Source organism: Caldisphaera sp. (genome assembly GCF_049974385.1).
Classification (GTDB): domain Archaea; phylum Thermoproteota; class Thermoprotei_A; order Sulfolobales; family Acidilobaceae; genus Caldisphaera.
The window spans coordinates 1-22,354 of record NZ_JBMFIW010000013.1; the positions used below are offsets into that span (position 1 = coordinate 1).

Annotated in this window: 23 protein-coding genes and 1 tRNA gene; 14 read left to right on the forward strand and 10 right to left on the reverse strand. The window is 30.9% G+C overall.

Annotation, left to right across the window (positions count from 1 at the left end; translation table 11 throughout):
- Window positions 1-200, forward strand: a 200-nt coding sequence (locus tag ACP5GV_RS04540; RefSeq protein WP_428102523.1) for a hypothetical protein, incomplete at its 5' end; no start/stop codon positions are given.
- Window positions 201-249: 49 nt separating this feature from the next.
- Here ACP5GV_RS04540 and ACP5GV_RS04545 read toward each other — a convergent pair.
- On the reverse strand, window positions 250-573 hold the full coding sequence (locus ACP5GV_RS04545) for a hypothetical protein (protein WP_292319540.1): 324 nt from the start codon (window positions 571-573) through the stop codon (window positions 250-252).
- 155 nt (window positions 574-728) lie between these two features.
- Between ACP5GV_RS04545 and ACP5GV_RS04550 the strand changes: the two genes are divergently transcribed.
- The gene (locus tag ACP5GV_RS04550; protein ID WP_292319539.1) at window positions 729-1,025 is read left to right on the forward strand and encodes a hypothetical protein; all 297 of its coding nucleotides are present in this window, start codon (window positions 729-731) and stop codon (window positions 1,023-1,025) included.
- Between the two features lie 81 nt (window positions 1,026-1,106).
- Here ACP5GV_RS04550 and ACP5GV_RS04555 read toward each other — a convergent pair whose 3' ends face one another.
- Both ACP5GV_RS04555 and ACP5GV_RS04560 read right to left on the reverse strand, forming a co-directional pair.
- On the reverse strand, window positions 1,107-1,856 hold the full coding sequence (locus tag ACP5GV_RS04555) for a helix-turn-helix domain-containing protein (RefSeq protein ID WP_292319538.1): 750 nt from the start codon (window positions 1,854-1,856) through the stop codon (window positions 1,107-1,109).
- 76 nt (window positions 1,857-1,932) lie between these two features.
- Entirely contained in the window at window positions 1,933-2,610 is a 678-nt protein-coding gene (locus ACP5GV_RS04560) for a Snf7 family protein (protein WP_292319537.1), read from the reverse strand.
- 114 nt (window positions 2,611-2,724) lie between these two features.
- Between ACP5GV_RS04560 and ACP5GV_RS04565 the strand changes: the two genes are divergently transcribed.
- The 4 genes from ACP5GV_RS04565 (at window position 2,725) to ACP5GV_RS04580 (ending at window position 5,171) form a co-directional block, all read left to right on the forward strand.
- Window positions 2,725-3,435 (forward strand): CdvA-like protein, encoded by a 711-nt coding sequence (locus ACP5GV_RS04565; RefSeq protein ID WP_292319536.1) that lies wholly within the window; start codon window positions 2,725-2,727, stop codon window positions 3,433-3,435.
- A gap of 92 nt (window positions 3,436-3,527) precedes the next feature.
- A tRNA-Leu gene (locus ACP5GV_RS04570) sits at window positions 3,528-3,613 on the forward strand.
- A gap of 19 nt (window positions 3,614-3,632) precedes the next feature.
- On the forward strand, window positions 3,633-4,526 hold the full coding sequence (locus tag ACP5GV_RS04575) for a DUF1028 domain-containing protein (protein WP_428069136.1): 894 nt from the start codon (window positions 3,633-3,635) through the stop codon (window positions 4,524-4,526).
- 132 nt (window positions 4,527-4,658) lie between these two features.
- Window positions 4,659-5,171, forward strand: a complete 513-nt coding sequence (locus tag ACP5GV_RS04580) for a DUF4382 domain-containing protein (protein WP_292319534.1) — start codon at window positions 4,659-4,661, stop codon at window positions 5,169-5,171.
- A 3-nt stretch (window positions 5,172-5,174) separates the two neighbouring features.
- Here ACP5GV_RS04580 and ACP5GV_RS04585 read toward each other — a convergent pair whose 3' ends face one another.
- The gene (locus ACP5GV_RS04585; RefSeq protein WP_292319533.1) at window positions 5,175-6,020 is read right to left on the reverse strand and encodes an SPFH domain-containing protein; all 846 of its coding nucleotides are present in this window, start codon (window positions 6,018-6,020) and stop codon (window positions 5,175-5,177) included.
- A 205-nt stretch (window positions 6,021-6,225) separates the two neighbouring features.
- The gene (locus ACP5GV_RS04590; protein ID WP_428102527.1) at window positions 6,226-7,506 is read right to left on the reverse strand and encodes an NfeD family protein; all 1,281 of its coding nucleotides are present in this window, start codon (window positions 7,504-7,506) and stop codon (window positions 6,226-6,228) included.
- Window positions 7,507-7,591: 85 nt separating this feature from the next.
- On the opposite strand from ACP5GV_RS04590, the gene ACP5GV_RS04595 reads away from it, so the two are divergent.
- Both ACP5GV_RS04595 and ACP5GV_RS04600 read left to right on the forward strand, forming a co-directional pair.
- Window positions 7,592-7,993: an NfeD family protein gene (locus ACP5GV_RS04595; protein ID WP_428102529.1), complete on the forward strand. Its 402-nt coding sequence runs from the start codon at window positions 7,592-7,594 to the stop codon at window positions 7,991-7,993.
- A 7-nt stretch (window positions 7,994-8,000) separates the two neighbouring features.
- Entirely contained in the window at window positions 8,001-9,104 is a 1,104-nt protein-coding gene (locus tag ACP5GV_RS04600) for a hypothetical protein (protein WP_428102531.1), read from the forward strand.
- Here ACP5GV_RS04600 and ACP5GV_RS04605 read toward each other — a convergent pair.
- Together ACP5GV_RS04605 and ACP5GV_RS04610 are read right to left on the reverse strand one after the other, a co-directional pair.
- The gene (locus ACP5GV_RS04605) at window positions 9,098-9,589 is read right to left on the reverse strand and encodes a TrmO family methyltransferase domain-containing protein (protein WP_428102533.1); all 492 of its coding nucleotides are present in this window, start codon (window positions 9,587-9,589) and stop codon (window positions 9,098-9,100) included. The two genes, ACP5GV_RS04600 and ACP5GV_RS04605, sit on opposite strands and share 7 nt — an antisense overlap.
- A gap of 276 nt (window positions 9,590-9,865) precedes the next feature.
- Window positions 9,866-11,827: an acetate--CoA ligase gene (locus tag ACP5GV_RS04610; protein ID WP_428102535.1), complete on the reverse strand. Its 1,962-nt coding sequence runs from the start codon at window positions 11,825-11,827 to the stop codon at window positions 9,866-9,868.
- A 176-nt stretch (window positions 11,828-12,003) separates the two neighbouring features.
- Between ACP5GV_RS04610 and ACP5GV_RS04615 the strand changes: the two genes are divergently transcribed.
- From ACP5GV_RS04615 to dnaG, 5 genes are all read left to right on the forward strand, one after another.
- Window positions 12,004-12,963, forward strand: a complete 960-nt coding sequence (locus ACP5GV_RS04615) for an ROK family protein (RefSeq protein WP_428069124.1) — start codon at window positions 12,004-12,006, stop codon at window positions 12,961-12,963.
- Between the two features lie 80 nt (window positions 12,964-13,043).
- A complete protein-coding gene (locus ACP5GV_RS04620; protein ID WP_428069122.1) occupies window positions 13,044-13,670 on the forward strand; it encodes a hypothetical protein in 627 nt (208 codons plus the stop codon).
- Window positions 13,655-14,911 (forward strand): UbiD family decarboxylase, encoded by a 1,257-nt coding sequence (locus ACP5GV_RS04625; RefSeq protein ID WP_428069120.1) that lies wholly within the window; start codon window positions 13,655-13,657, stop codon window positions 14,909-14,911. The genes ACP5GV_RS04620 and ACP5GV_RS04625 overlap by 16 nt, the downstream gene beginning before the upstream one ends.
- A gap of 59 nt (window positions 14,912-14,970) precedes the next feature.
- The gene (locus ACP5GV_RS04630) at window positions 14,971-16,047 is read left to right on the forward strand and encodes a tyrosine--tRNA ligase (protein ID WP_428069118.1); all 1,077 of its coding nucleotides are present in this window, start codon (window positions 14,971-14,973) and stop codon (window positions 16,045-16,047) included.
- Window positions 16,048-16,185: 138 nt separating this feature from the next.
- A complete protein-coding gene (gene dnaG / locus ACP5GV_RS04635; protein ID WP_428069116.1) occupies window positions 16,186-17,478 on the forward strand; it encodes a DNA primase in 1,293 nt (430 codons plus the stop codon).
- On the opposite strand, the gene ACP5GV_RS04640 is transcribed toward dnaG, so the two are convergent.
- Window positions 17,470-19,866 carry a DNA-directed DNA polymerase gene (locus tag ACP5GV_RS04640; protein WP_428102537.1) on the reverse strand — a complete coding sequence of 799 codons (2,397 nt, stop codon included), beginning with the start codon at window positions 19,864-19,866 and terminating at the stop codon, window positions 17,470-17,472. The genes dnaG and ACP5GV_RS04640 overlap by 9 nt on opposite strands.
- Before the next feature lie 191 nt (window positions 19,867-20,057).
- Between ACP5GV_RS04640 and ACP5GV_RS04645 the strand changes: the two genes are divergently transcribed.
- Entirely contained in the window at window positions 20,058-21,275 is a 1,218-nt protein-coding gene (locus tag ACP5GV_RS04645; protein ID WP_428102539.1) for a radical SAM protein, read from the forward strand.
- Between the two features lie 18 nt (window positions 21,276-21,293).
- On the opposite strand, the gene ACP5GV_RS04650 is transcribed toward ACP5GV_RS04645, so the two are convergent.
- Window positions 21,294-21,761, reverse strand: coding sequence for a hypothetical protein (locus tag ACP5GV_RS04650; RefSeq protein ID WP_292320811.1), 468 nt, complete (start codon window positions 21,759-21,761; stop codon window positions 21,294-21,296).
- A 13-nt stretch (window positions 21,762-21,774) separates the two neighbouring features.
- The gene (locus tag ACP5GV_RS04655; protein ID WP_428069110.1) at window positions 21,775-22,272 is read right to left on the reverse strand and encodes a DUF2299 domain-containing protein; all 498 of its coding nucleotides are present in this window, start codon (window positions 22,270-22,272) and stop codon (window positions 21,775-21,777) included.
- Between the last annotated feature and the right edge of the window lie 82 nt (window positions 22,273-22,354).

Genomic DNA, 22,354 nt, shown 5'->3' on the forward strand with positions numbered 1-22,354 from the left:
CATTAAGCACCATAATTAAATTCACATACAAAGTATATAAACTTCACGGTTTATCGGAAACTGTTGACGACGGCTTTGCAATTATAACAGGTAGTTCTAGGTCGTGTGATAATATTGCCTCCATATGCTTGAACTATGAGAGGCTTAATAGTTGGGTAGAATTCTTCTTATCTCCTCCCAGTCCTGGGGATCAAGACTAGCCTTTAGTTTGTCATTTATGATGTAGAGCATTTAGAAGCAATTGATATTTTATTTTGTGTTAATTCTTATTCTATTTATGTCATAATCTTTTATTTTTCCATCAGAAATATCTATTTCTATGGAAAATATTACCTCTGCATCTATTAAATCACTTTTAAATTTATACTTACATTCAACAATCCCTTCTTTTGAGTTGTTGCAAATTAATTCTATTCCTTCAGTGCTTAAAGTTTCTGAAAACTTTTCTATAAAATCTCCTATGTGGTCATCTAAATAATCTTGTATTGTATTTATGTCTTCTGCTAAATCATTTAATTCATCAGATAATTCATCTATATCATTCACGTTTTCAAGATCAATATAACATGTCAAGCTATACACCAAAATGATATTTCTTAAATTAAAGTTTTAAATATATGTGCTATTTTATAATTTAATATGTAAAAATTAAAATTTAAACTAAGTAATACTGAGAGTTTCCAACTTTAATTGCAGAAAATTAATTTAATAAGAATTGGGAAATAAAAATGGAGTCAGTTGGTCAAAAAAGTATTGAACCCATGCAAAGTATAAATGCTAACTTACTTGATATTATGAATAAAAATTTAGATTTAGAGGTATATATAGATAAGCATGCATGGGAGTTACTAAAAGGTTATTTGTATAAAAAAGGATTTGTTGTAGAATTATCAAAGAAACCAAAGCATTTATACATATATGTTTCTTTGGAGAAAGGAAAAATATCAATTGAATTAAAGGATAAAGATAATATGATATATAAAGAACTTATGACAATTGAAGATTTTGTAAAAACCTTTTCATGATAGCAAGTTGATTTTAAGTTAATCGGAATATATGAAATAAAACGTTGTAGTTAATTTTCTTCTAAAATTTAATTTATAGTATTATTCATTATTTAGCTTCCATAAGGCATTTAATTTATCAAATACTTCTCTTGCTTCTAGTTCTTCTTGTTGTACTATACTAATTAATCCTTCTGCACTTCTTAAAACAATAATATAGGATTTTTTTGATGATATTAAATCATATAGTATAGGTTTATAAATTTTAAAAGATATTCCTAGTTCTTTTCCTTCATCTTTTAACCCTTTATTAAACTCATTAAATTCCTCAACAAATACTCTTATATCGTTAACGAACATCATTACTGATTTTATTAATGGTTTAAGATTTTCTTCCCAATTACTTAAATTTCTGCTTGTTGCAATGTATAATATGTCTGTGTCTCTGGCTTTTTCGGCTAATACGGATAAGAGATTATAATACCCCTTTACCATAAGAATTTCATTTATGTTTTCTGATATAGTTACATTTTCAAGATTATCTGCTATATTTAGAATTTCTTTTATTTTTTTCTTTGATTCTTCTTCTAAGCGGGCAATAGCTGAAACTGCAACAGCTCTTGGATGGACTGCTCTATACCAACCCTTTGGATCAGAAACAGCCATACCTTTAGCTTCAAGTACTTTTATTACATCATAAATTCTAGGCAATGGTACTCCGCTTTTTGCGCTGGCTTCCTTAGGATCCTTAGCCCCTTCTAACAAGGCTAAATACAATTTTGCTTCATAAAGCGTTAGATCCAAGCTTTTTCTTATTTTTTCTATAATTTCATCTTTTGTATTTTCTGACACAATATACCCCATTATATTTAATCCTGATAGAAAAGATAAACTTTTAAAAAATTTAAAATAAAAAAATTAAAATTGGTTATTTGCCGGAACCGGCAGTAGCGCTGTTAAGGTTATTAGTTGAAGTTGGTATACTTTCTGCTGATGGAATCTCTGGGAATTCTTGTTTCATCTTTTGTTCTGCTACTAAGCTTGCATCTTTTAATATCTTTTGGGCTTCTTCAGTTACGAATTCGTTTTCTAACATTGGTACACTTCCAGAGCTGTATTGCATTAATGCCATCTGTAATTCTTCATCTACTCCCATTAATTCTGTAAACACGTCTGGCATCATTCCCTTTAAGTATCCAGCTACGCTCTTCAGAGCAATTATAGCTGGGGCTAAGTCTGCATTAACGTCACCAAATATTAATGTTGTATCTAATCTCAACTTTACTCTTTCTAAAGCAAATCTAACAGTCATTAATACCTTAGCCATCTTTCTTACTTCGGCTACTTCATTAGCATACATTCCAGCTTTGCTTTTGTCTCCTTCGACCAATGCATTAACAGTCTTTTCAAATAGTTGTTTATCATATGCTTCTAGCTTGCTTAAATTGTAGTCCAATTTATTTATTTGAGTTGCTATTTTATATGTAGCACTTATTATTTGCCCCTTTAATGGGGGAGGGGGTCTTACAAACTCTTTTACTTTCTGACCTATAGTCTCCTTCTTCTGTTCATACCATCTCTTGTTCCATTCATCTAAGCTGCTCATTAATTGCTCACCGATAATCTATAGTTGCTGTTATATCTTAATAAGGAGAAGAACTTAGTAAGTGGGGGTTTCACATTATATATTCTACCTGTTAATTAAAGATTGGTGTCTATAGTGGCGATCCTAAAAATTGATGAGGTTTCCAGATATACTGGCGACGAAATACATGACGAATATGGAAGGGTTTTAGGTACTATAATAAGTATACAAAGCTCAGTTGATGGTAGGGTTGAAAGTCTTACAATTAAAGTTGCAGATAGGTATCTTGAAACAATAGAAGGAGAAAGATTAAAAATACAGGAAGGTAAAATAATTGTTATACCAAATTGGAAATTTGAAGCTAGTAGGATAATAGAAAACTTAGATAGAGCATATAAAAGAAGGAAGGCATTAGATACAGTAAATGGGCAAAACGAATTACCAAGTAGTGTAGTAGAACCAATGAAAAGAAGGCTAGAAGAAGACATAAAAGCTCTAAGAATTAAAGCAGACGAAGTTAAGAAAGTTATAAATGGTAGAGTAGGAGAAATAGAAGATGAAGAGCTTAAAGTGGCTAAAGCTATAGCTAGTATAGAAATTTCATATTTTAGTGGTGAAGTTGGTGAAAAAGGTTACACACAAAGCATGAATCATCTAAGAAAGCTAAAGGAATCAATAAGTGAAGAAAAAAGAAATGCAAAAGAGTATTTGGAGAAATTAGACAAAACTATGCAATTAGCATTTAGTGAAAACAAAGAAGTAGCTAAACCTAAAGAGGAAGAGAATAAAATACCGCAAATTCCTCAAACAAATCAAGGATCTTTAGTAGTGAAAATACAAGGTTAACGGTATAATTTTTTATTATGATATTATAATCTATTTATTTTGGTTAAAAAGAAATAAAATTTATTCCCCTCAAATGTATAATTAGAATATGCGCGGGGGTGCCCGAGCTTGGTCTAAAGGGGACGGGCTCAAGACCCGTTGGCGTAGGCCTGCGTGGGTTCAAATCCCACCCCCCGCATTTTTATGATGGTGAAAATATGAGTAACGAAAGTCAATATAAGATAAGTATGTCTACTTTTTCTATAGTAGGAGTTGACGTAGATAATGGGGATCTTGGAGTTGCAGTCGCTTCCAAATTTTTAGCTGTAGGTCATGTTGTACCATGGGTCAAAACAAATGTTGGAGCAATTGCAACTCAAGCATGGGCTAACGTCAGATATGGTCCGTTAGGATTAAGATATTTAGAAAAAGGGATAAATCCAAAGGATGCTATAAATAGATTAACAGAAAAGGACAGGAAAAGAGATTATAGACAAATTGGTATTGTCAATTTTAAAGGTGAATCGGCAGCGTTTACTGGAAAGAATTGCCTTAGTTATGCGGGTCATATAACAGGAAATGGCTTTTCAGTGCAAGGCAATATATTAAAAGGTGAAGAAGTTTTAAATTCTATGGCAAGAACCTTCGAAAATGCTAAAGGCGAATTAGTTGATAAACTTATTGCAGCTCTTGAGGCTGGAGATAACGCAGGTGGAGATAAAAGAGGAAAACAATCAGCTGCATTGATAGTATTAAGAAAGTGTGGAGGATATGGAGGATGCCGTGCAGGTGTTGATAAGTATGTTGATATTAGGGTAGATGATAGCAATGAGCCAATTGCAGAATTGAAAAGAATTTTTAAGATATGGGATTTAACATTTTTAAAAAGAGATAAAGAATTATTGGATTGGAAGGACATATGGAGTGATGTAGCAAAAGCATTAATAAAATTAGGCTATTTAGATTATGTACCTAAGAAACAAAATGATAAAAAATTGATTATGGCCTTTAATACTTGGGTTAGTACTAATAACTTTGAAAATAAGCTTAGAAGAGATAAAAAAGTTTGGAAATCTATTTACGATTATTTACTGGATCAATCTAAATCTTAAATTAACATTTAATTTATAAATCCTTTTTTAATAACAAATGTTATGTAGCTTACAATTTTTAGGTTTAAATATATTATCGTAATATGATTTTTTTAAAGTCCGAAATATATCTATTTTAAACATGGTGAAAATATGAAATCGCTAAGTAAATCTGCTTTGATAATAGCGGTTATCATAATTGTAATAGCGGGGCTGGGGCTATACTATTATGAATCTTATGGAAAGGTTTATGTATATTTATCCGATCCAGGTAATTCGAGTTTCATTGCAATTTATTTAACTGTAACATCAATTCAAGTTCATTCTAACAAAGGATGGATGACTATATCTAATAAGACTGAAACCATCCAACTATCTTCAATACCTCAATTTGTTGCATCGGCTAATCTTCCTACAGGTAATTATACAGAACTTAGATTTGTTGTAGAATCAGTAATGATATCACTTGCGAACAATGTTAACGTGTCAGCTACTTTGCCTAGCAATGTATTTAAAGTCGCGATACCAGGTGGATTGACTGTAAAGAGTGGAAGTCCACAGTATTTAACAATAAGCATTGGACCTCATGTCACAGAAACTGGAAATGGTAGCTTTATATTAAGACCACTTATAACAGTAACTGCTTCAAATAAACCTCCAAAATGATTTTTATGTTTTCTTTTGTTCACTTTCTGTTTGTTTTGGTTGAGTTTGCATTAATTCTTGCATTTTTTGGATTCCAAAAACTCCTAATGGAGATCCGGAAATTGGACCTGCAGCCGGAAGATTAACTGGTATGAGCATTAATGTATTTTTACCCTCCATTCCTAATTCATAAATCATGTTCATCCATCTTAGCATAAAAGCTTCATCATGATCTCTGTATAAATTAGCTGCTTCAACCATTTTTTGAGCAGCTTGGAACTCTGCTTCAGCTAATGTAACTCTAGCTCTTCTTTCTCTTTCAGCCTGAGCCTGCCTTGACATTGCTTCTACCAAATCGTGTGGAATTTCTACATTTCTTATCTCAACAGCAGTAACTTTTACACCCCATGCTTCTGTTTTACTATCTATTATGTTTCTTGCTAAGGCTGCAACTTTATCTCTCTCAGCCAATACCTCATCCAAAACTGTTTGACCAATAACCTCTCTTAGAGTTGTTTCAGCTGCTAATTGAGTTGCTATATTATAGTTTTCTACAGATAATACTACTTTTTGCAAGTCTACAGGTTGATAATACATTACTGCATCAACAACTACGGGAACATTATCTTTAGTTAAGGATTGCTCTGTTCTAAATGCTAAAGCTTGTAATCTTGTTGATATTCTAAAGGGTATTTGAGAAATGAAAGGTATTACATAAACTATTCCAGGTCCTTTAAGTCCTCTGAATCTACCCAAAACTAAAACTGGAATTCTTTCCCATTCTTTGACAATTTTTATACCGCTTAATAATATAATTAACACTATTAAAATAATAAAAACTTCAATAACCAATAATCCGAAATTTATCAAACTTTACGCCCCATTATTACTATTATGTGCGCAGTTAAAAGTTTACTTTAATAAATTTTTATTTTAGAATGTTTATTTATATTGAATTTATAACAAAGAAATCCGACTATTTTCATGCAGGTAAGTTTGCAGGCATCAATAAAAAACAATAATTATATAAATTAAAAGCTTTGCATTACCGCTAAACGAGATAAAGTCCTTTTTATTATTTACTCTCGATCTTCTTTACTATTAATTTTAGTCCTTCAATTCTTAAAACTTCAACCATTTCTCCTTGATTTGCTGTACAAGATTCACATATTGCCTTCCATACAATACCTTCTACTTTAACTTCTCCTTCTGGGTTTAATGGTGATATGACAACACCCTTCTTTCCTATTAATGATTCAGGTCCTGCTAGTTTTTCCTTTTTCCTCAAAGGACCTGCTATCCACCTAATATATAGACCTGCTACGATCCCCACAGCTCCCACGCCAGTTATTTCTAACTGGGATATATAACCATTGGGAACACCCGTTGAAATAAATGGAATACCCTCTGCCATGAAATAAATTCCTAATGCAGACACTATAGTTCCTGCCATTAATGCAAATCCGTGACCTAATTTTAGTTCAATTAACATTATTGCTGCTCCTATAATGATTAAAGTAATTCCAAGTAAAGAAGCACTTATAATTTCAGCTCCAACAAGTCCAGCAATAATGGCGATAATTCCTATTACAGTTAAAAATATTGTTGGATGATATAAATCTAATAATATTGCTAAAAAGCCCAATGTCATTAAAATTCCATCTACTGTTGAGTTACTTATAGCACTTAAGAATTGTTCATAGAAATCCTCGCTTATATGTATTTGAGGATTATTAGTTAAATTCCAAGACTGCAATGCAGAGCTAAGCGAATCTGATATGCCATTAATTAGATGGTATTGATAAGCCTGGGAAGATGTATACGCTATATCGTATAAAACCATGTTTGTTGCTGCAGTTGTATTACGTCCCCATTTTTGGGCTAAACTTTGCATAAAACTTATCATAGCATCTTCTGTATGATTTTGTTCTAATTGAGAGCCACCTACAACTATAGGAGTTGAAGGACCAATCTCTGAACCAGTACCCATTATAATTTGATTCGTTGCCATAGCTATATAGCTTCCTGCTGAAGCAGCAAGGCTATTAGGAGGGACATAAGTATATGTAGGAATGCCTGATTTATTGGCCTCTTCTATTATGTTTACAATATTTATCATATCGCTTAAATACCCTCCAGGAGTATTCATTACTATTACTATAGCTGATGCATTATAACTCTGTGCAATAGTTAATGCTCTCTGCATCATATCACTTGAACCTATATCAACTGGTACATCAAAATTTACTATTATAACAGGCTTTTTTATGGCACTGCTTGTGGTATTTACTTTAGTGAGCAATATAAGCATGATTAATAATAACGTGATCATTATGTATTTTTTTGTTTGTTCCATACTTATACCCCATATTTAAATAAAATTTAAAAGCTATAAAATTACATTAAATATTATATGATGATCGATATGAAGAAAACTGAAAATGTCGGATTTTTTTTCAAGAATCAGATGGGGATTTGGAAGTATATTATTAGTAATTTTGTTAATAATATTTTCAGCAATTTTTATATACATATATCATAAATATAATAGCAATTTATCTTTGTTCGTAGCAATATTATTTCTAATTGTGGTAATTATTATAGTCTTTGTTAAATCTTCTGAAATTATTTTGCCAATGAATCCAACAACAACACCAATCATTGGCAAGACTGGTATAGTAATAAAAAAGATTGAAGTTGGGAAACCTGGTGTAGTTAAAATTGATAATCAACTATGGTCTGCATATAGCGAAACGAATATAAAAGAAAACACAGAAGTTATAGTTACAGAAGTTAATGGTATTTATGTAAAAGTTAAAGAAAAAACCCAAAATGATAAGTGATTGAAATATGAAGCAATTAAATTATAGCAAAATAATGAAGTTAGTAAATAGATCTAGTATGGCTATGGTATATATATCAATATTATTGCTAATAACAGCACTATATTTGGTTACAAGAAATTTAGGTTTAATACATGCAAAAATAATTTTACTCGCTTTTTTACCTATATTTATTTCTGGTGTAGCAGAATCTTATTCTTCATCATCTTTAAGGCCGAGCGATAGGTTTGCCTCAATAATATTGATATTACAAATATCATCAACAATTCTTACTTTAATTTTAAGCTTAACTTCTCTTATTACTGGAAAAATAATATTTTTATTGGTATCTTTATTTTATTTTGGTCTAGTTAATTTAATAACATCAACAAGATCTAAAGGGGATGTTATGATATCTGTTTTATTAATAGGCTATACAGGAATCTTATCATCATTGTTTTTATATTTAAATTCTTCTGAAAATATATTCCAATTAGCTATTGGTTTTATATTTATATATGCAATTTCTTCAATATATGCTGTAACAATACATTCATTTCCAAATACGTTTAAAGATAAACCAAAAATACCAATAGTATATTTGCTTTTTGCATTACAAACTATATCAGCCATAATTTATCCATTTATGTTTAGGGTTTCTGTAATATTATTTTCTATTTCGGCTATAATTTTCTACACATCGATTAACATATACAGATATAAAAAATATAATAATTTTGCTAAAAATACTACTAATGTATATGCAAAGGCAGGTACATTATATATGCTATATGGTCAGGAAATAACTGCTTTATACTCGTTAATTTTATTAATATCTTCAATTTTATTATATTATAATATAATTAGTATGCTTGATTTTATTCATATTCTCATAATTGGATTTGTTGGGATCCATATATTTATTCATGCTCCACTTATGTTACCTGTTATATTGAGATGGACATCAGCTAGAAGATATTCATTATTGCCATATATTTTGATTATTATAGCATCTTTGATTTGGCCGATAGATCATCACGTATCATTTCTCTTTGTTGCATTGTCTATAGTATTTCTTGTATTGATAGTAAAACCTTCAAAAGAACCTATCCCTTTTTCATTAACTCATTGATTACTCCAAATTCTCTTATACCAATCAGGTGTTTCTATTTTTTCTTTAAGGATCCTTTCTATGGTAAAAGGTCTTATATCTAATATTGGAGTTCCATTAAACATATCAAGGTTATCTACTTCTAGGATGTTATCTTTTATTCCCATTAACTTTAATATGCTTACTATGAGCAAATTAGGCCTATCTGGAGAACCTGATGCAAATACCCCAACTTCAGGTGTTTTTATATTATAGAGCCTTTCTATTTTTCTAAATCTGACCTTTAATGTTGCTTGAGAATTTTCTCTTGCCTTATCTGCATATCCAATAACTAAAAGATGGGAAAATCCATCCAAACAGCAAATTCCATCCTTATATTTATCATATATAAGTATTTTCCCTCTAACTCCGTTAAAAGAGTTTCTAATTTCATCATCGCTAAAATCTGTTAAAACTTCGCCAATAGGTTTTAATAAAATTTGTTTATTAGGCAAATTTAATATCAACCCTAATTATTAATGAACTATAGGGTTAAAATTTTTATTCTTTAAATTAGTAAAGAGAAATTAAATACTATTCAATTTCAGATTATATTACTTATTAACAATAAATAATGAAAAACAATAAAATAAATTGCTTTAAGACAAAAGTTTAAATCTGTATTAAACGTTGAGATTGCCTATATGAGGTATAGAATTATCTAAAATGAAGATTGATAAATAGAAATAATAGAAAAATAAATCTAATTATAAATATAAAAGTAAAACAATTAATTTATACATTCATTTTATTTCTTTCTTGAATTCTTCAACTGCTTTTTTAATTTCTTCAACTGAAGCTTCATCTTCCAGAGTCGATATGTCTCCCATTGGTTGATCTAAATAAACTGCCCTAATTACCCTCCTCATAATTTTTCCACTTCTTGTTTTTGGTAAGGCTTTAACTATTTCAATTCCTTTAAATACCGCTATAGGTCCGAATGTTTTCTTGGCATGTTCGATAAGTTCGTTTTTGAGTTCTTCGCTGGGTTTATATCCTTCCTTTAGTATGACAAATCCCATTGCAACTTCTCCCCTTACTGGATCAGGTACTCCAACGACAGCAGCTTCTGCAACAGCAGGATGGGATACTAACGCGCTTTCGAGCTCAAATGTACCAATTCTATGAGCTGATATCTTTATTACATCATCAGCTCTTCCCATAAACCATATGTAGCCATGTTCATCAATAGTTGCAGCATCTCCTGTATATATCATCCCTTTAAGGTTTGGATTCGCTTCCCAATATGATTTCCAATATCTATCTTGATCTTTCCATAACTCTGAAGTAAATCCTGGAAACGGATTTTTTATAACAAGCACACCTTTTTCACCAGGTTTTACTGGTTTCCCAGTGTTTTCATCGACGACTTCTCCAATAATACCTGGTAATGGTATACCTGCACTACCGATCTTTATGGGTAACATCTTAATTCCATAAGTGTTTCCTACTATTGGTCCTGCAGTTTCAGTTTGCCAATAATGATCTATAACGGGTACTCTGTTTTCAAACACATCATACATCAACCATTTTAATGGTGTTGGATTTAATGGCTCTCCTGCGCTAAACACTACTTCTAAGCTTGATAAATCATGCTTTTTGGCATAGTCTGTTCCATATTTCATCAAAAGTCTAATTGCTGTAGGTGAAAACCAGACCTTAGTTACTTTATTTCTTTCTATAACTTCCCACCACATATCTGGCTTTGGGTAATCAGGAACTCCATCATATAATATGCTTGGTATACCAAATATTGGGACACCCCAAACCATATAGCTGATCCCTGCTTGCCATCCAACATCACTTGTTATAAACCAAGTATCAGTTGGCTTTAAATCATAGATCCAACGGGCCATAGTTACAACATGGTTCTGGAAACTTCCATGCTTATGTACAACAGGTTTTGGTTTTGCTGTAGTGCCTGATGTAGGAGTGATAAAGACTGGCTCATTGGATTCCATCCATTCTACTTCACTTGATCCGCTTTTAGAAAAGTCTAAAAATTCTTCCCAATAGATATCTCTCCCTTTTTCCATATTTACATCTTGATTAAAATATCCTGATTTTAGTACAACAACTTTTTTAACCTTAGTCTTCACCAACTTTAATGAATCATCAACAACTTGCTTTAAATTAGAAACTTTTCCTCTTCTTAAATTATAATCTTGTACAAATATCCATTCAGCTTCAACTCCATCTATTCTATCAGCTAAAGCCTTTGCAGAAAAACCAGCATAAACGCTTGAATGTATTGCTCCGATTCTTGCAGCTGCATGAAGTATTGCAACCGATTCTGGCCTTGTAGGCATATATGTTAAAACTCTATCGCCTTTCTTAACTCCCATGCCTCTCATTGCCGAAGCATATTTATCTACAATGTTCTTATATTGAGCAAAAGTATAAGTTTTTGAAACTCCTATTTCAGGGTTTTCATATATGTAAACTGCTTTATTTCCATAACCCTTTTCTATTTGGAAATCAATATGACTGTATTCGGTATTTGTAATCCCTCCAATAAACCACTTATATGGTTCTCCATTTTTACCCCATTCAAATGTTTTATCCCATGTTTTTTTCCAATAAATGTATTTCATGTTTTCTATAGCAATTTTTTCCCAAAAGCTTATTGGATCTTTTTTAGCCAATTCTGTTAAATATTTAACATACGGGGGAATCAAAACTAATTCTCCCATTCCTTCTGACATATAGTTCACCTATACCACTTTTTTTCCACCAATATGTATTCTTTTTTGAATACTTAAGCTTTAATTTTCAAAAGTATATATTAAAAATATTTAATATACTAATAATTTTAAATAATTAGAAAATTTTGCAAATCTATTTATAATAGGTTTTTAACTTATTAATAAAAGGGGAACGCATGAACATAATAGCCGTTGATATTGGGGCTACAAATTTAAGAGTCGCATTGTTTAAAGATAATAAAAAAACTAAAGAACTTAAAATACAAACACCTAAGGATAATCCTAGTTTTCTTTCAAAATCAATTATAAACATGATTTATGAGCTTTCTCCTGATAGAGATTTTAATTCAATAGGAATTGGATCTATAGGTCCATTAGATTTAAAAAAAGGCATTATAGAATTAGCGCCAAATCTTGGACTTAAAAATATCCCTTTAAAAGATCCTATATATGAAGAATTTAGAAAGGAAGTATATATAGCAAATGACGCAATGGCAGCAGTATGGGCTGAAAAAACTCTTGGTGATGGAAAAGACAAAGATGACTTAGCATACATTACTATGAGTTCTGGTATAGGAGTAGGGGCAATAGTTGATGGTAATTTAATGGTTGGAAGAAGAGGAAATGCTCATGAGCTAGGACACGCAGTTGTAAAATTCGATTCCAATTTTATATGCGGATGCGGTAGATTAGGTCATTGGGAAGCATATGCGGGAGGAAAAAATATACCTAAAGTAGCTTATGAGATGGCAAAGGAATGGAAAGGAGAAAAAACTCAAGGATATAATTTGGCTATTAATGGTAATTTAACACCGGAGAAACTCTACGATCTTGCTAGGAAAAATGATGAGTTTTCGAAATCATTAGTTGATTTATTAAATATTGTTCATGCTGCTGGTATATCAACTTTAATAGCCGCATACGATCCAGAAGTCATTTATATTGGAGGTAGCATTTATTTATATAATGAAGACTTAATAAAGCCATACTTATTGAAATACATACCAAAATATAGCGCTCTTGGAGTGCCTGAAATTAAAATGTGTAGTTTTGGTGATGATCAAGTATTATATGGTGCGGCGAGCATAGCAATTAATCCACCTATAACTATTAAAAAGTTTAATATTTTAAAATAAAGTTCACTTTTATTCTTAACACATTTTTATATAAAGATTAATTAACTTCTTATATTATTTAATTAATTAAGTGTATTGAGGTGGACGGTTCGGCTAAAGTAATAGTTTGCTTAAGGGCTGACTATAATGCAATAAAAACAATAAAGAATAAGAAAGACATTTTAGAAAAACAAGGTATAATAATTTTAAATGATTATATAAATACTAAACCAGATGTTATTATATCTCCCTTAAAAAACACTCCAGAATATGAAATTTATCATGATAATATTAAAAATTTTAACAATGTTATATACGAGGACGATCCAGATATAGCTTTGTTTAAAGCTATTGCATATCCTAAATTAGACTTTTCTCACATATTGATTGGAATAGATCCAGGAAGATTATGTGGATATATAATAATGGGAGATGGAATTGTTATAAATTCGGGGAAAATAGATTGCAATAAAATAGGAAACGTGATTAAAGAAGAATTAAATAAAATACCCTACAAAAGCAAGGAAGTTATATTAGGTACTGGTGAAGGGTGGACTACAGCTGGAGTTTCATTGATAAATAATGGTCTGCCCTATAAAATGATTAGAGAAGATGAAGTAGCAAAATTTATGCCAAAAACACCTATCTTCAAAATATTTAAGGATAAAGATGTAAGATCTGCAATGGCTATTGCGCTAAGAGGGAGCAGAAATTGGATGGATCATTGACTAAATTCATTGATAAAATAGGCGGCGAGTACTCTGGAAAATTGTCAAGGGACTATGAAGTTTCTAGGTTATTAAAATCTAAACAAGGAACTGAAAAAATTCAAGTATTTAATGTTGATGATATAAGTCAAATAAGTTCAGGGAATGTTGTTGATTCAAAAAGAAAAATTTTAGAATCCTTGTCTGTAAATACTTTAGAAGATGCATACAATAAGCTATTAGACTCCTTTTCGCGAGAAGGGAAAATAGTAAAGGTTGGAGAACCAAAACTAAAAGAAGGAAACTTAAAAGATTTGCCTTTTGTTAAATTCTATGAAAAAGACGGAGGTTATTATTTAACAAGTTCATTAATAATAGCATGCTATAAAAATATATGCAATGCGAGTATACATAGGATAATGATGTTAAACGATAAAGAAGCTGCAGTTAGAATAGTTCCAAGACACCTATATTATCTATATAACGAGGCATTAAAAAATAATGAGATTCTTCCTGTTTCTGTTATTATAGGAATTCATCCAGCTATCATTTTAGCCGCATCAAGTTCCCCACAGCTAGGATATTTTGAATTAAATGCGGCAGCGAATATACTTGGTAACCTTGAGATATACAATTCGCCTATACATAAAAACCCTATACCATTAGGTGCGGCAGCAATTATAGAAGGTTTCATAACAGAAAAACAGGTAGATGAAGGTCCTTTTGTTGAAGCTATGGGGGGTTATGATAAAATAAGAAAACAACCAGTTCTAAAAGCAGAAAAGGTTTATCTTAATTCAGATGAGACCACTCATGTAATTTTACCCGGTGGGTATGAACATGCTATGCTTATGGGATTTCCAAGGGAGGCAAGCATATACAATGCAGTATCTAAGGTTGTTCCGAAAGTTCACGGGGTTCATTTAACATTAAACAGCGGAGGCTGGTTGCATGCAATTATTTCCATAGATAAAAATCATGATGGTGATTCAAAAAATGCAATTTTAGCTGCTTTTTCTGCCCATCCAAGCCTTAAGCATGTAATTGTTGTTGATCCTGATGTTAATATATATGACATAAATGATGTTGAATGGGCCATTGCAACAAGATTTCAGGCAGATAGAGATTTAATAATAATAAATAATGCAAGAGGATCAACCCTTGATCCTAGCGCTAAGGATGGTCTTACATCTAAAATGGGGATAGATGCAACAAAGCCATTAAATGCAGGATTTGAATATGAAAGAGCAAAAATACCTTAAAAATTTTTATATTGAAAACATTAAAATTAGAAATGATAAGATGTGAGGTGGAAAAATTATTGGATACAAATGAAAAATTCGAGCTGATTAAAAAAAATTTGGTAGAGATTATAACTGAAAAAGAATTAATGGAGAAAATAGAACATGGAGATAAAATGAAAGGTTATTTAGGTTTTGAACCAAGTGGTTTAGCTCATTTAGGTTGGCTAATATGGATGAACAAAGTAAAAGACTTGATAAATGCAGGAGTAGAGTTTAATTTATTAGAAGCAACATGGCATGCAATGATAAATGATAAGCTAGGAGGCAATATGGATTTAATTAGAAAGGCGGCAAGGTTAACTAGAGAAGTAATGAAAGCTTTAGATATACCTACCGAAAAGATAAATTTCGTGGATGCAGAAGAAATGGCCCAAGATAAAGATTATTGGGCCCTAGTTATTAAAGTTATGAAGATGACAAGTCTAGCAAGAATGAAGAGAGCCTTAACAATAATGGGAAGGAGCATGGATGAGGCAGATTTAGATACTTCAAAGTTAATTTATCCAGCGATGCAAGTTAGTGATATAATTTACATGGATTTAGATATAGCATTAGGCGGTTTAGATCAAAGGAAAGCGCATATTTTGGCAAGGGAAGTGTCTGAAAAAATAAATGCTAAAAAGCCAATTGCTCTGCACACGCCAATACTAACAAGCCTTGATGGAGGAGAAAGAATGAGCTTTGGAGAAATAGATGAGCAAGCAGCAAGCCATAAAATGTCAAAGTCGAAACCAAACACAGCTATATTTGTAAATGATAGCGAAAATAATATAAAAGAAAAAATATTAAATGCTTATTGTCCTCCAAAGCAAGCTGAGTTTAATCCTATATTAGAAATAAACAAATATCTCTTATTTGCAAGAGAAAACTTTAAGTTAGTTCTAGAAAGACCTGAAAAATACGGCGGAACAGTTGTTTTTGAAAACTATGAAGAATTGGAAAATGCTTATGTTAATGGAAAAGTTCACCCGATGGACTTAAAAAATGCAACAATAAATTCCTTAATAGAAATGCTGAGGCCTGTAAGGAAAATATTTGAAAAAGAAGAAACCAAGGAGTTAGCTAAAGAAATCTTGAAGGGGATTACTAGGTAATTTTTTAATTAAAATTTTTAATAAATTTATATGCTCTGACAAAAACGTCAATATTTAGAGAAGGGCGAGAGCCTAATTAATGAGGTATGCCAGGTATAAACAATTTCGGTATACCTCTCAATAAAAAGGGTGTTAGAATTGAAGTATTTAATTAAAGCTTCATTCGAGGTTGATGGCAGAGTAGATAAACATGATGTAATAGGAGCTGTATTTGGCCAAACAGAGGGTCTATTAGGCAGTGATTTCAATTTGGAACAACTACAAAACAAAGACAAAATAGGAAGAGTTCACATAGATATGAAATACCAAGGAACAAAATCTGTTGGAATATTACAAATACCTAGCAATTTAGATAGAGTTGAAACTGTTTTACTTGCAGCTATGATAGAAAGTGTAGACAGAGTTGGACCATATAATTCAAGAATAAACATAGATGATATTCAAGATTTAAGAATAGAAAAATTACAAAAGATAGTCGAAAGAGCAAGACAGCTTTTGCAAAGAGTTAAAGAACAAGAACCTGATATAAAGGAAATTTTAAGACAAATTTCTCAAAAGCCCGAAGTACAGCCAAAAGTGATAGAAATAGGAGAAGAGAAATTACCAGCTGGACCAGATGTAGAGAAAGCTGATACGATTATCATAGTTGAAGGTAGAGCTGATGTCATAAACTTAATGAAGTATGGATATACTAATACAGTAGCATTAGAAGGCGCAAGAGAAAAAGTTCCAAAAACAATAGTCGAATTAGCTAAAAACAAAAAAGTTATAGCGTTTGTTGATGGAGATAGAGGAGGAGATTTAATTCTCAAAAATTTATTGGATCAAGTACATGTCGATTATGTAGCCAGGGCACCAAAAGGGATGGAAGTTGAACAATTAACAGGAAAAGAAATAGCAAGATCCTTGTCGCAAATGATGCCAGCAGAGGCTGTTAAACAACAATTATTAAGCATAAAGGAAACAAAAGAAGAAGCAGAGGCTGCTCATGAACAGACTTTGCCAGAAGTTCAAACGACAGAAGAAAAAGCAGAAGAAAAGAAAGAAGAAATTGCTCAGGAAGTCTCTAATCAACAAGTTTTACAAGAAATTGCAAAGGGAGAACAAAAGTCAGAATCTATTTCTCAATTAGTAGTTCCAAAGCAAGTCATAGATAACATCAAAAATATTAAAGGTACCTTAGAAGCAATAATTTATGACAGAGACTGGAAGGAAATAACAAGGATAAAGGTTAGAGATTTGTTTACATGGCTTGATACAGCTCAACCGAATTCTGCTTATGCAATAATATTTGACGGAATTATCACCCAAAGAATATTAGATTTAGCAGGAGATAAAGGAATAGTTCTATTAATTGGAGCAAGGATGGGTAGCAAAATATCATCCAAAAGAGGAGATGTTAAGTTTGCTACCTTTAGTGATTTAACTTGAATCCAAAAAATCAAAGAGAGAAGGTTGCTTTGAACCAACCTTCAAATCTTTTTCTGTTATTCCGAAATAGCTTAGGATTCTTAATGCAGAAGGTATTATTTGTTTATCTATGTAATAATTTGTATCTATATCGGATTCCTTCACCATAAAATAAGGTCTAGCTTTTTTAGAAATAGATCCAGAGCCTTTTATTATTACGAACCCTATTTTACTACCAGCTGTAACCTTATAACCATATTTTTCCATTAATTTTGCTGCATATGCATGTGGGGTCTCAGCTTCATATTGTTCGATTTCTTTGGTCAAAGTTTTCCATATAATTAATTTATCAAGGACTATTTTTCCATTTTTAAGATCTTCTATCACTGCTTTAACATACTCTATCGCTTTTTTTGGATTTCCTGTCTTTAATATTAGTTCAGCAATATTTGATTGGACTTCCTTTGCCAATTCGCTCCAATCCCCTCTTACAGCCTCAAATCCAACTATATCTATTTTACCATCTTCTAATAATCCGGCATATCTTTTCTTAGCTTCGGTGAAAAAGACTCTTTTATAAATTTTGTCTATCTTTATATCAAATTCCAACACTTTAGTTATCCAGTTTATTACTTGTTCTATTTTTTCTTTGTTATTGTCAACAAATATGCTATCGGTGTCTCCATAATATACTTTTAATCCTATTGATTTTGCAAAATTTATCGATTGTGATATAAGATCCCTTCCCCATGCAGTTATTGCTTCTGCACAGCTCCTGCAATACCATCTAGCAGCCCCCCATCCTAGGTAGCCATAACTAGCATTGGCTAATACCTTGATAGCTTTTTGTCTTTCATTTAATAAATTGTATTCAGAACTTCCTTCTTTATATAATTTCATGGCTTTCTTAATTTCACTTCTCCATTTTAGAAATCTTTCTAAAACTAGTCTCATAAAAGCTGGATTATCAGCACAAAATTCATGATTAACTTCAGGAGCTTTATTTCTTACTTTACATGCATCTCCATCTTTTAACAGAGTGTCAGGACCAACATTGTATTTAACCATAATGCTCGGATACATACTTGCGAAATCAAGCACTGCTACATTTTCATGTATTCCAGGTTCTGGTTTTAACACTACTGCTCCTGTATATGATTCTATATTTCTTTCTATTCTATTTGGCATAAGTTCGCTTTTTTTCTTTGCTTCTCTCATAAGTCTTGCTTCGAGTCTAAATGCTACGCTTGCAGCAACAACTTGATCCATAGGTAGTCCGCTTATAATGCTTAATTGTGCTCCAAATGGCAAGAATTTGTATGCTAATCCTAGAGTTGATTCTACATCATCTATAGAATATTGTTTTAATGTATTTCTTTTTTCTATATCATCCCAATACTGTGCTATTAGCCACCAATCTATGTTAACTCTTTTATCTTTGGGTTTTACACCTAAGTAGTCTGCAACCTCATCGAGTGATTTCACTTTGATTTCTTGTAGTTCTTCAGCGAAATCGTAAAGATCAACATTTAATCTTCCTTGTATAGAATAATGACCGAATACGCTTGGGTTTGGTACAGAATCAACTTTTCTACCAACATCTAATTTTATTTTATATAATTTAGACCTTTCTATTAAATATGGCCAATCAAATTTGTTTTGATTATAACCTATAATAATATCTGGATCTTCTTTTCTAATCAATTCTATGAATTTGTGTATGATTTCACTATCATCATGACCTTTTGCTTCTAATAATATTGTATCATTATTATCATTAAATTTTATACTTATTAAAATTATGGGATCTTTAGAAGGGTCAGGAGTTCTTTGCGGATTATAAACTTCAATATCAAACGCCATAATTTTTAATCCATCTAATGGATTGACATTTACTCTGTTTTCATCTTCAGTAATTTCCCCATTAATTTCATACATCTCATCAACTCTATAGTTAGTTTTTTTCTCCAAAGGTTTTACATTTACTTTATACCACCTCATTGGATATAGATTTTTATCTAATGTATATCTAAACGAAAACCTTATATCTGCCTCTAAGGCATCTTTAACTCCTTCAATACTTGAAAGAGTTTCTCTATATTCTCTAACACTTTCAGGTATGGTTGTTGTTACTTTGATAGCCATTGCAGGTCTACCTATATAGCTCATATTTACTTCTTCAATATTAATTATCGGACTTTTTGTCTTTGATCTGCTTAATATTTCTTGTTTAATTTTCTCTGAATTAGAATCCTTGTCAAGCAATAAATAGAAATAAGGCCTAAATGTTGTGTCTATTAGCAACACTTTTTTATTATTTAGATCCCTTCCCCATAAATTAATAATTGGCGTATTATTGACTATCTCATAGCTTACATCTAGGAGCTGAAAATTCAATGTATTTTCCATACTAGTGCCCCACTATTATTTAGTGTTCTAGAATCCTTAAGCAGTAATGCTACTATTCAACATTTTTTTAAAATTAATTTTAAAATTTATCATTGTGTTGAATAAAGAACTAATTAAGTTAACAAAATATATATTCCTTTTCAATGTTAACTTTATATGTTTTGTTTTTTATATATCGATTTGGGATAAATTTGATAACAGAATGTATATTAAAATATATTTTTGGTAATTATGATTGGCATCTAAACAACGATTTAAGAGAAAAACCAGAAGAGTGCAAAGAATGCAAAGCTTTGTATATACATGTTCCTTTTTGTAGTTCTTTGTGTCCATTTTGCATTTTTCATAGCATGTTATATAGAAAGAATTTAGTAAAGGATTATTTTGTTTCTTTAAAAAAGGAAATAACAAATTATATTGAAAATAATTATAATTTTGATTCTATATATATTGGCGGTGGAACACCAACATTAACAACATATGAAGTATGCGATTTAATAGATTATATTAAACAATACCTTAATATAAGAGATATATCGATTGAAGGTTCTATATATGATATTAATGAAGAGAAAATAGATATGCTTAAAAATATTGGCATAACAAGACTCTCTTTAGGGATAGAATCTTTTCAATCAGCAACTCAAAAATATATAGGAAGACCTCAATTGGACGATGAAGAAATTATGAATAAAATAGAAATCGCCTCTTCTATAAGTACATTAAATGTTGATATATTGTTTAATTTGCCTCATCAAACAATTAAAGATTTAGGATATGAAATCAATAAGGCCAAAGAATCAAAAGCCAATCAAATTACTTTTTATCCTATAATGCCATCTATAAGGAATAGTGAGCTGTTTAAAGAACCAGATGAAAGGAACGAAAGACCATTTTATTATTATATATTAAAGAGCTTTTTAAATTCAGATTTTATACAATCAAATGCATGGACATTTACAAAAAATCACGATTCCATAACTGACGAATACATAGTAGATCATCCATTTTTTGCTGGCATTGGTACTGGTGCTATGAGTTATATAAACGGAAAATATTATGTTAACTCATTTGATATTAATAAATATGAAAAAATGATATATAATAATAACATGCCAATTGTGCTAAGCAAAAAATTGTCATTAAGAGAACAAGTTTATCTTGAGTTTATTTACAAGTTTTATTCTCTAGAATTTAATAAAAAGATCTTTGAAGAATTATTTGGCATTGATATAGAAAATTATATGAGAAATGAATTGTCATTACTAGCTTTTATAAAAGCCATTAAATATGAGAACGACAAAATAGTTTTAACAGATTATGGAAAATATATAGCCAATTTAATCATGAAAAATTTCTACATTAATATATCCAAAATAAGGAAATATTGCTTAGAAAACAACTTATAAAGTGCGTTATTTATGGAATCAATATTTTATTCCTCTTGCTGCTATTTTATATTTACCTCCTGTTCTCCAACTGAATTTTTCTGGATATACCATACCTCCTGCCAACATGTTGAGTCCTTCTATTTCGTTTCCATCAAATATTTCTGCCCAGGCTTTAATTAGGTCTAAATCGTTTAATTCTTTAGGTTTATCGTTTTCTTCCGAAATAAATGATAGACCTACGTCTACATGCACTCTGCTTATTGGGACTATAGGATCGCAAGCGTAAACCAGAACGAGTCCTCCATAAACAGTTGCATACCATAATATTTTTTCAATTTTATTTAAATTGTAGTTATTTATATCCCAAGATTTTAAGCCATCAATAATATCTGAAATAGCATTTTCAACATTTTTATTTGCATTCCAAGGTGCATCTACTATAGGCGCTGCTATGTAAAAACAATTTGATTTTGCAAGGATTCCAGCAGGATTAAGTAAATTCAAATCAATCACTCTTTTAAATGTGCATCATTGTTTGCTCTCCTTGTTTGAAAGATCCTCCCAACTTAACTGTAAAATGAGTAACGATTAAACCATATGAATTTGAAAGTAGTCTAACAGAATCAGTTATTTCACTAGCGCTTATTTTATCGCTATATATGATTTTTGTTACTATTATGTTATCTGGATTAATTAAATCTGGTTGAATAATTATTACACATGTTGGGCACATGAAATATAAACTCTTTAAGAGCTCTCCTATCATTGAAGCTTTTTCTTGTTCAGATAGTTTAATTATTTTTTCCTTATGCTGATCGGCTATTTTAACACCCATTGTACATGCTAATTTTTCAGTTTTTCCTTTAGGTCTTTGTATTGATATAGAAACTCTAAATGGCGCAGTAACCATGGCATTTATAGCCCATTCTATTGGTGCTTCTTTTGGAATTGGTATTTCCGAAACTTCAAGATTTTCTTCTTTAAGCCATCTTATTATTTCTTCTTTAAGACTCACTTAATACACCCATTATTAGTTTAAAAATAATTTTAAAATACTTTTCTTTTTCATAAATCATATATATTAATTCCAATTTAAT

What these genes read in the sequence shown, in the direction of transcription:
- ACP5GV_RS04595 (WP_428102529.1), top strand. Translation starts at nt 7,592, where the DNA reads ATGTCGGATTTTTTTTCAAGAATCAGATGGGGATTTGGAAGTATATTA.
- ACP5GV_RS04610 (WP_428102535.1), bottom strand. Translation starts at nt 11,827, where the DNA reads ATGTCAGAAGGAATGGGAGAATTAGTTTTGATTCCCCCGTATGTTAAA.
- ACP5GV_RS04580 (WP_292319534.1), top strand. Translation starts at nt 4,659, where the DNA reads ATGAAATCGCTAAGTAAATCTGCTTTGATAATAGCGGTTATCATAATT.
- ACP5GV_RS04640 (WP_428102537.1), bottom strand. Translation starts at nt 19,866, where the DNA reads ATGGAAAATACATTGAATTTTCAGCTCCTAGATGTAAGCTATGAGATA.
- ACP5GV_RS04600 (WP_428102531.1), top strand. Translation starts at nt 8,001, where the DNA reads ATGAAGCAATTAAATTATAGCAAAATAATGAAGTTAGTAAATAGATCT.
- ACP5GV_RS04590 (WP_428102527.1), bottom strand. Translation starts at nt 7,506, where the DNA reads ATGGAACAAACAAAAAAATACATAATGATCACGTTATTATTAATCATG.
- ACP5GV_RS04615 (WP_428069124.1), top strand. Translation starts at nt 12,004, where the DNA reads ATGAACATAATAGCCGTTGATATTGGGGCTACAAATTTAAGAGTCGCA.
- ACP5GV_RS04550 (WP_292319539.1), top strand. Translation starts at nt 729, where the DNA reads ATGGAGTCAGTTGGTCAAAAAAGTATTGAACCCATGCAAAGTATAAAT.
- ACP5GV_RS04560 (WP_292319537.1), bottom strand. Translation starts at nt 2,610, where the DNA reads ATGAGCAGCTTAGATGAATGGAACAAGAGATGGTATGAACAGAAGAAG.
- ACP5GV_RS04575 (WP_428069136.1), top strand. Translation starts at nt 3,633, where the DNA reads ATGAGTAACGAAAGTCAATATAAGATAAGTATGTCTACTTTTTCTATA.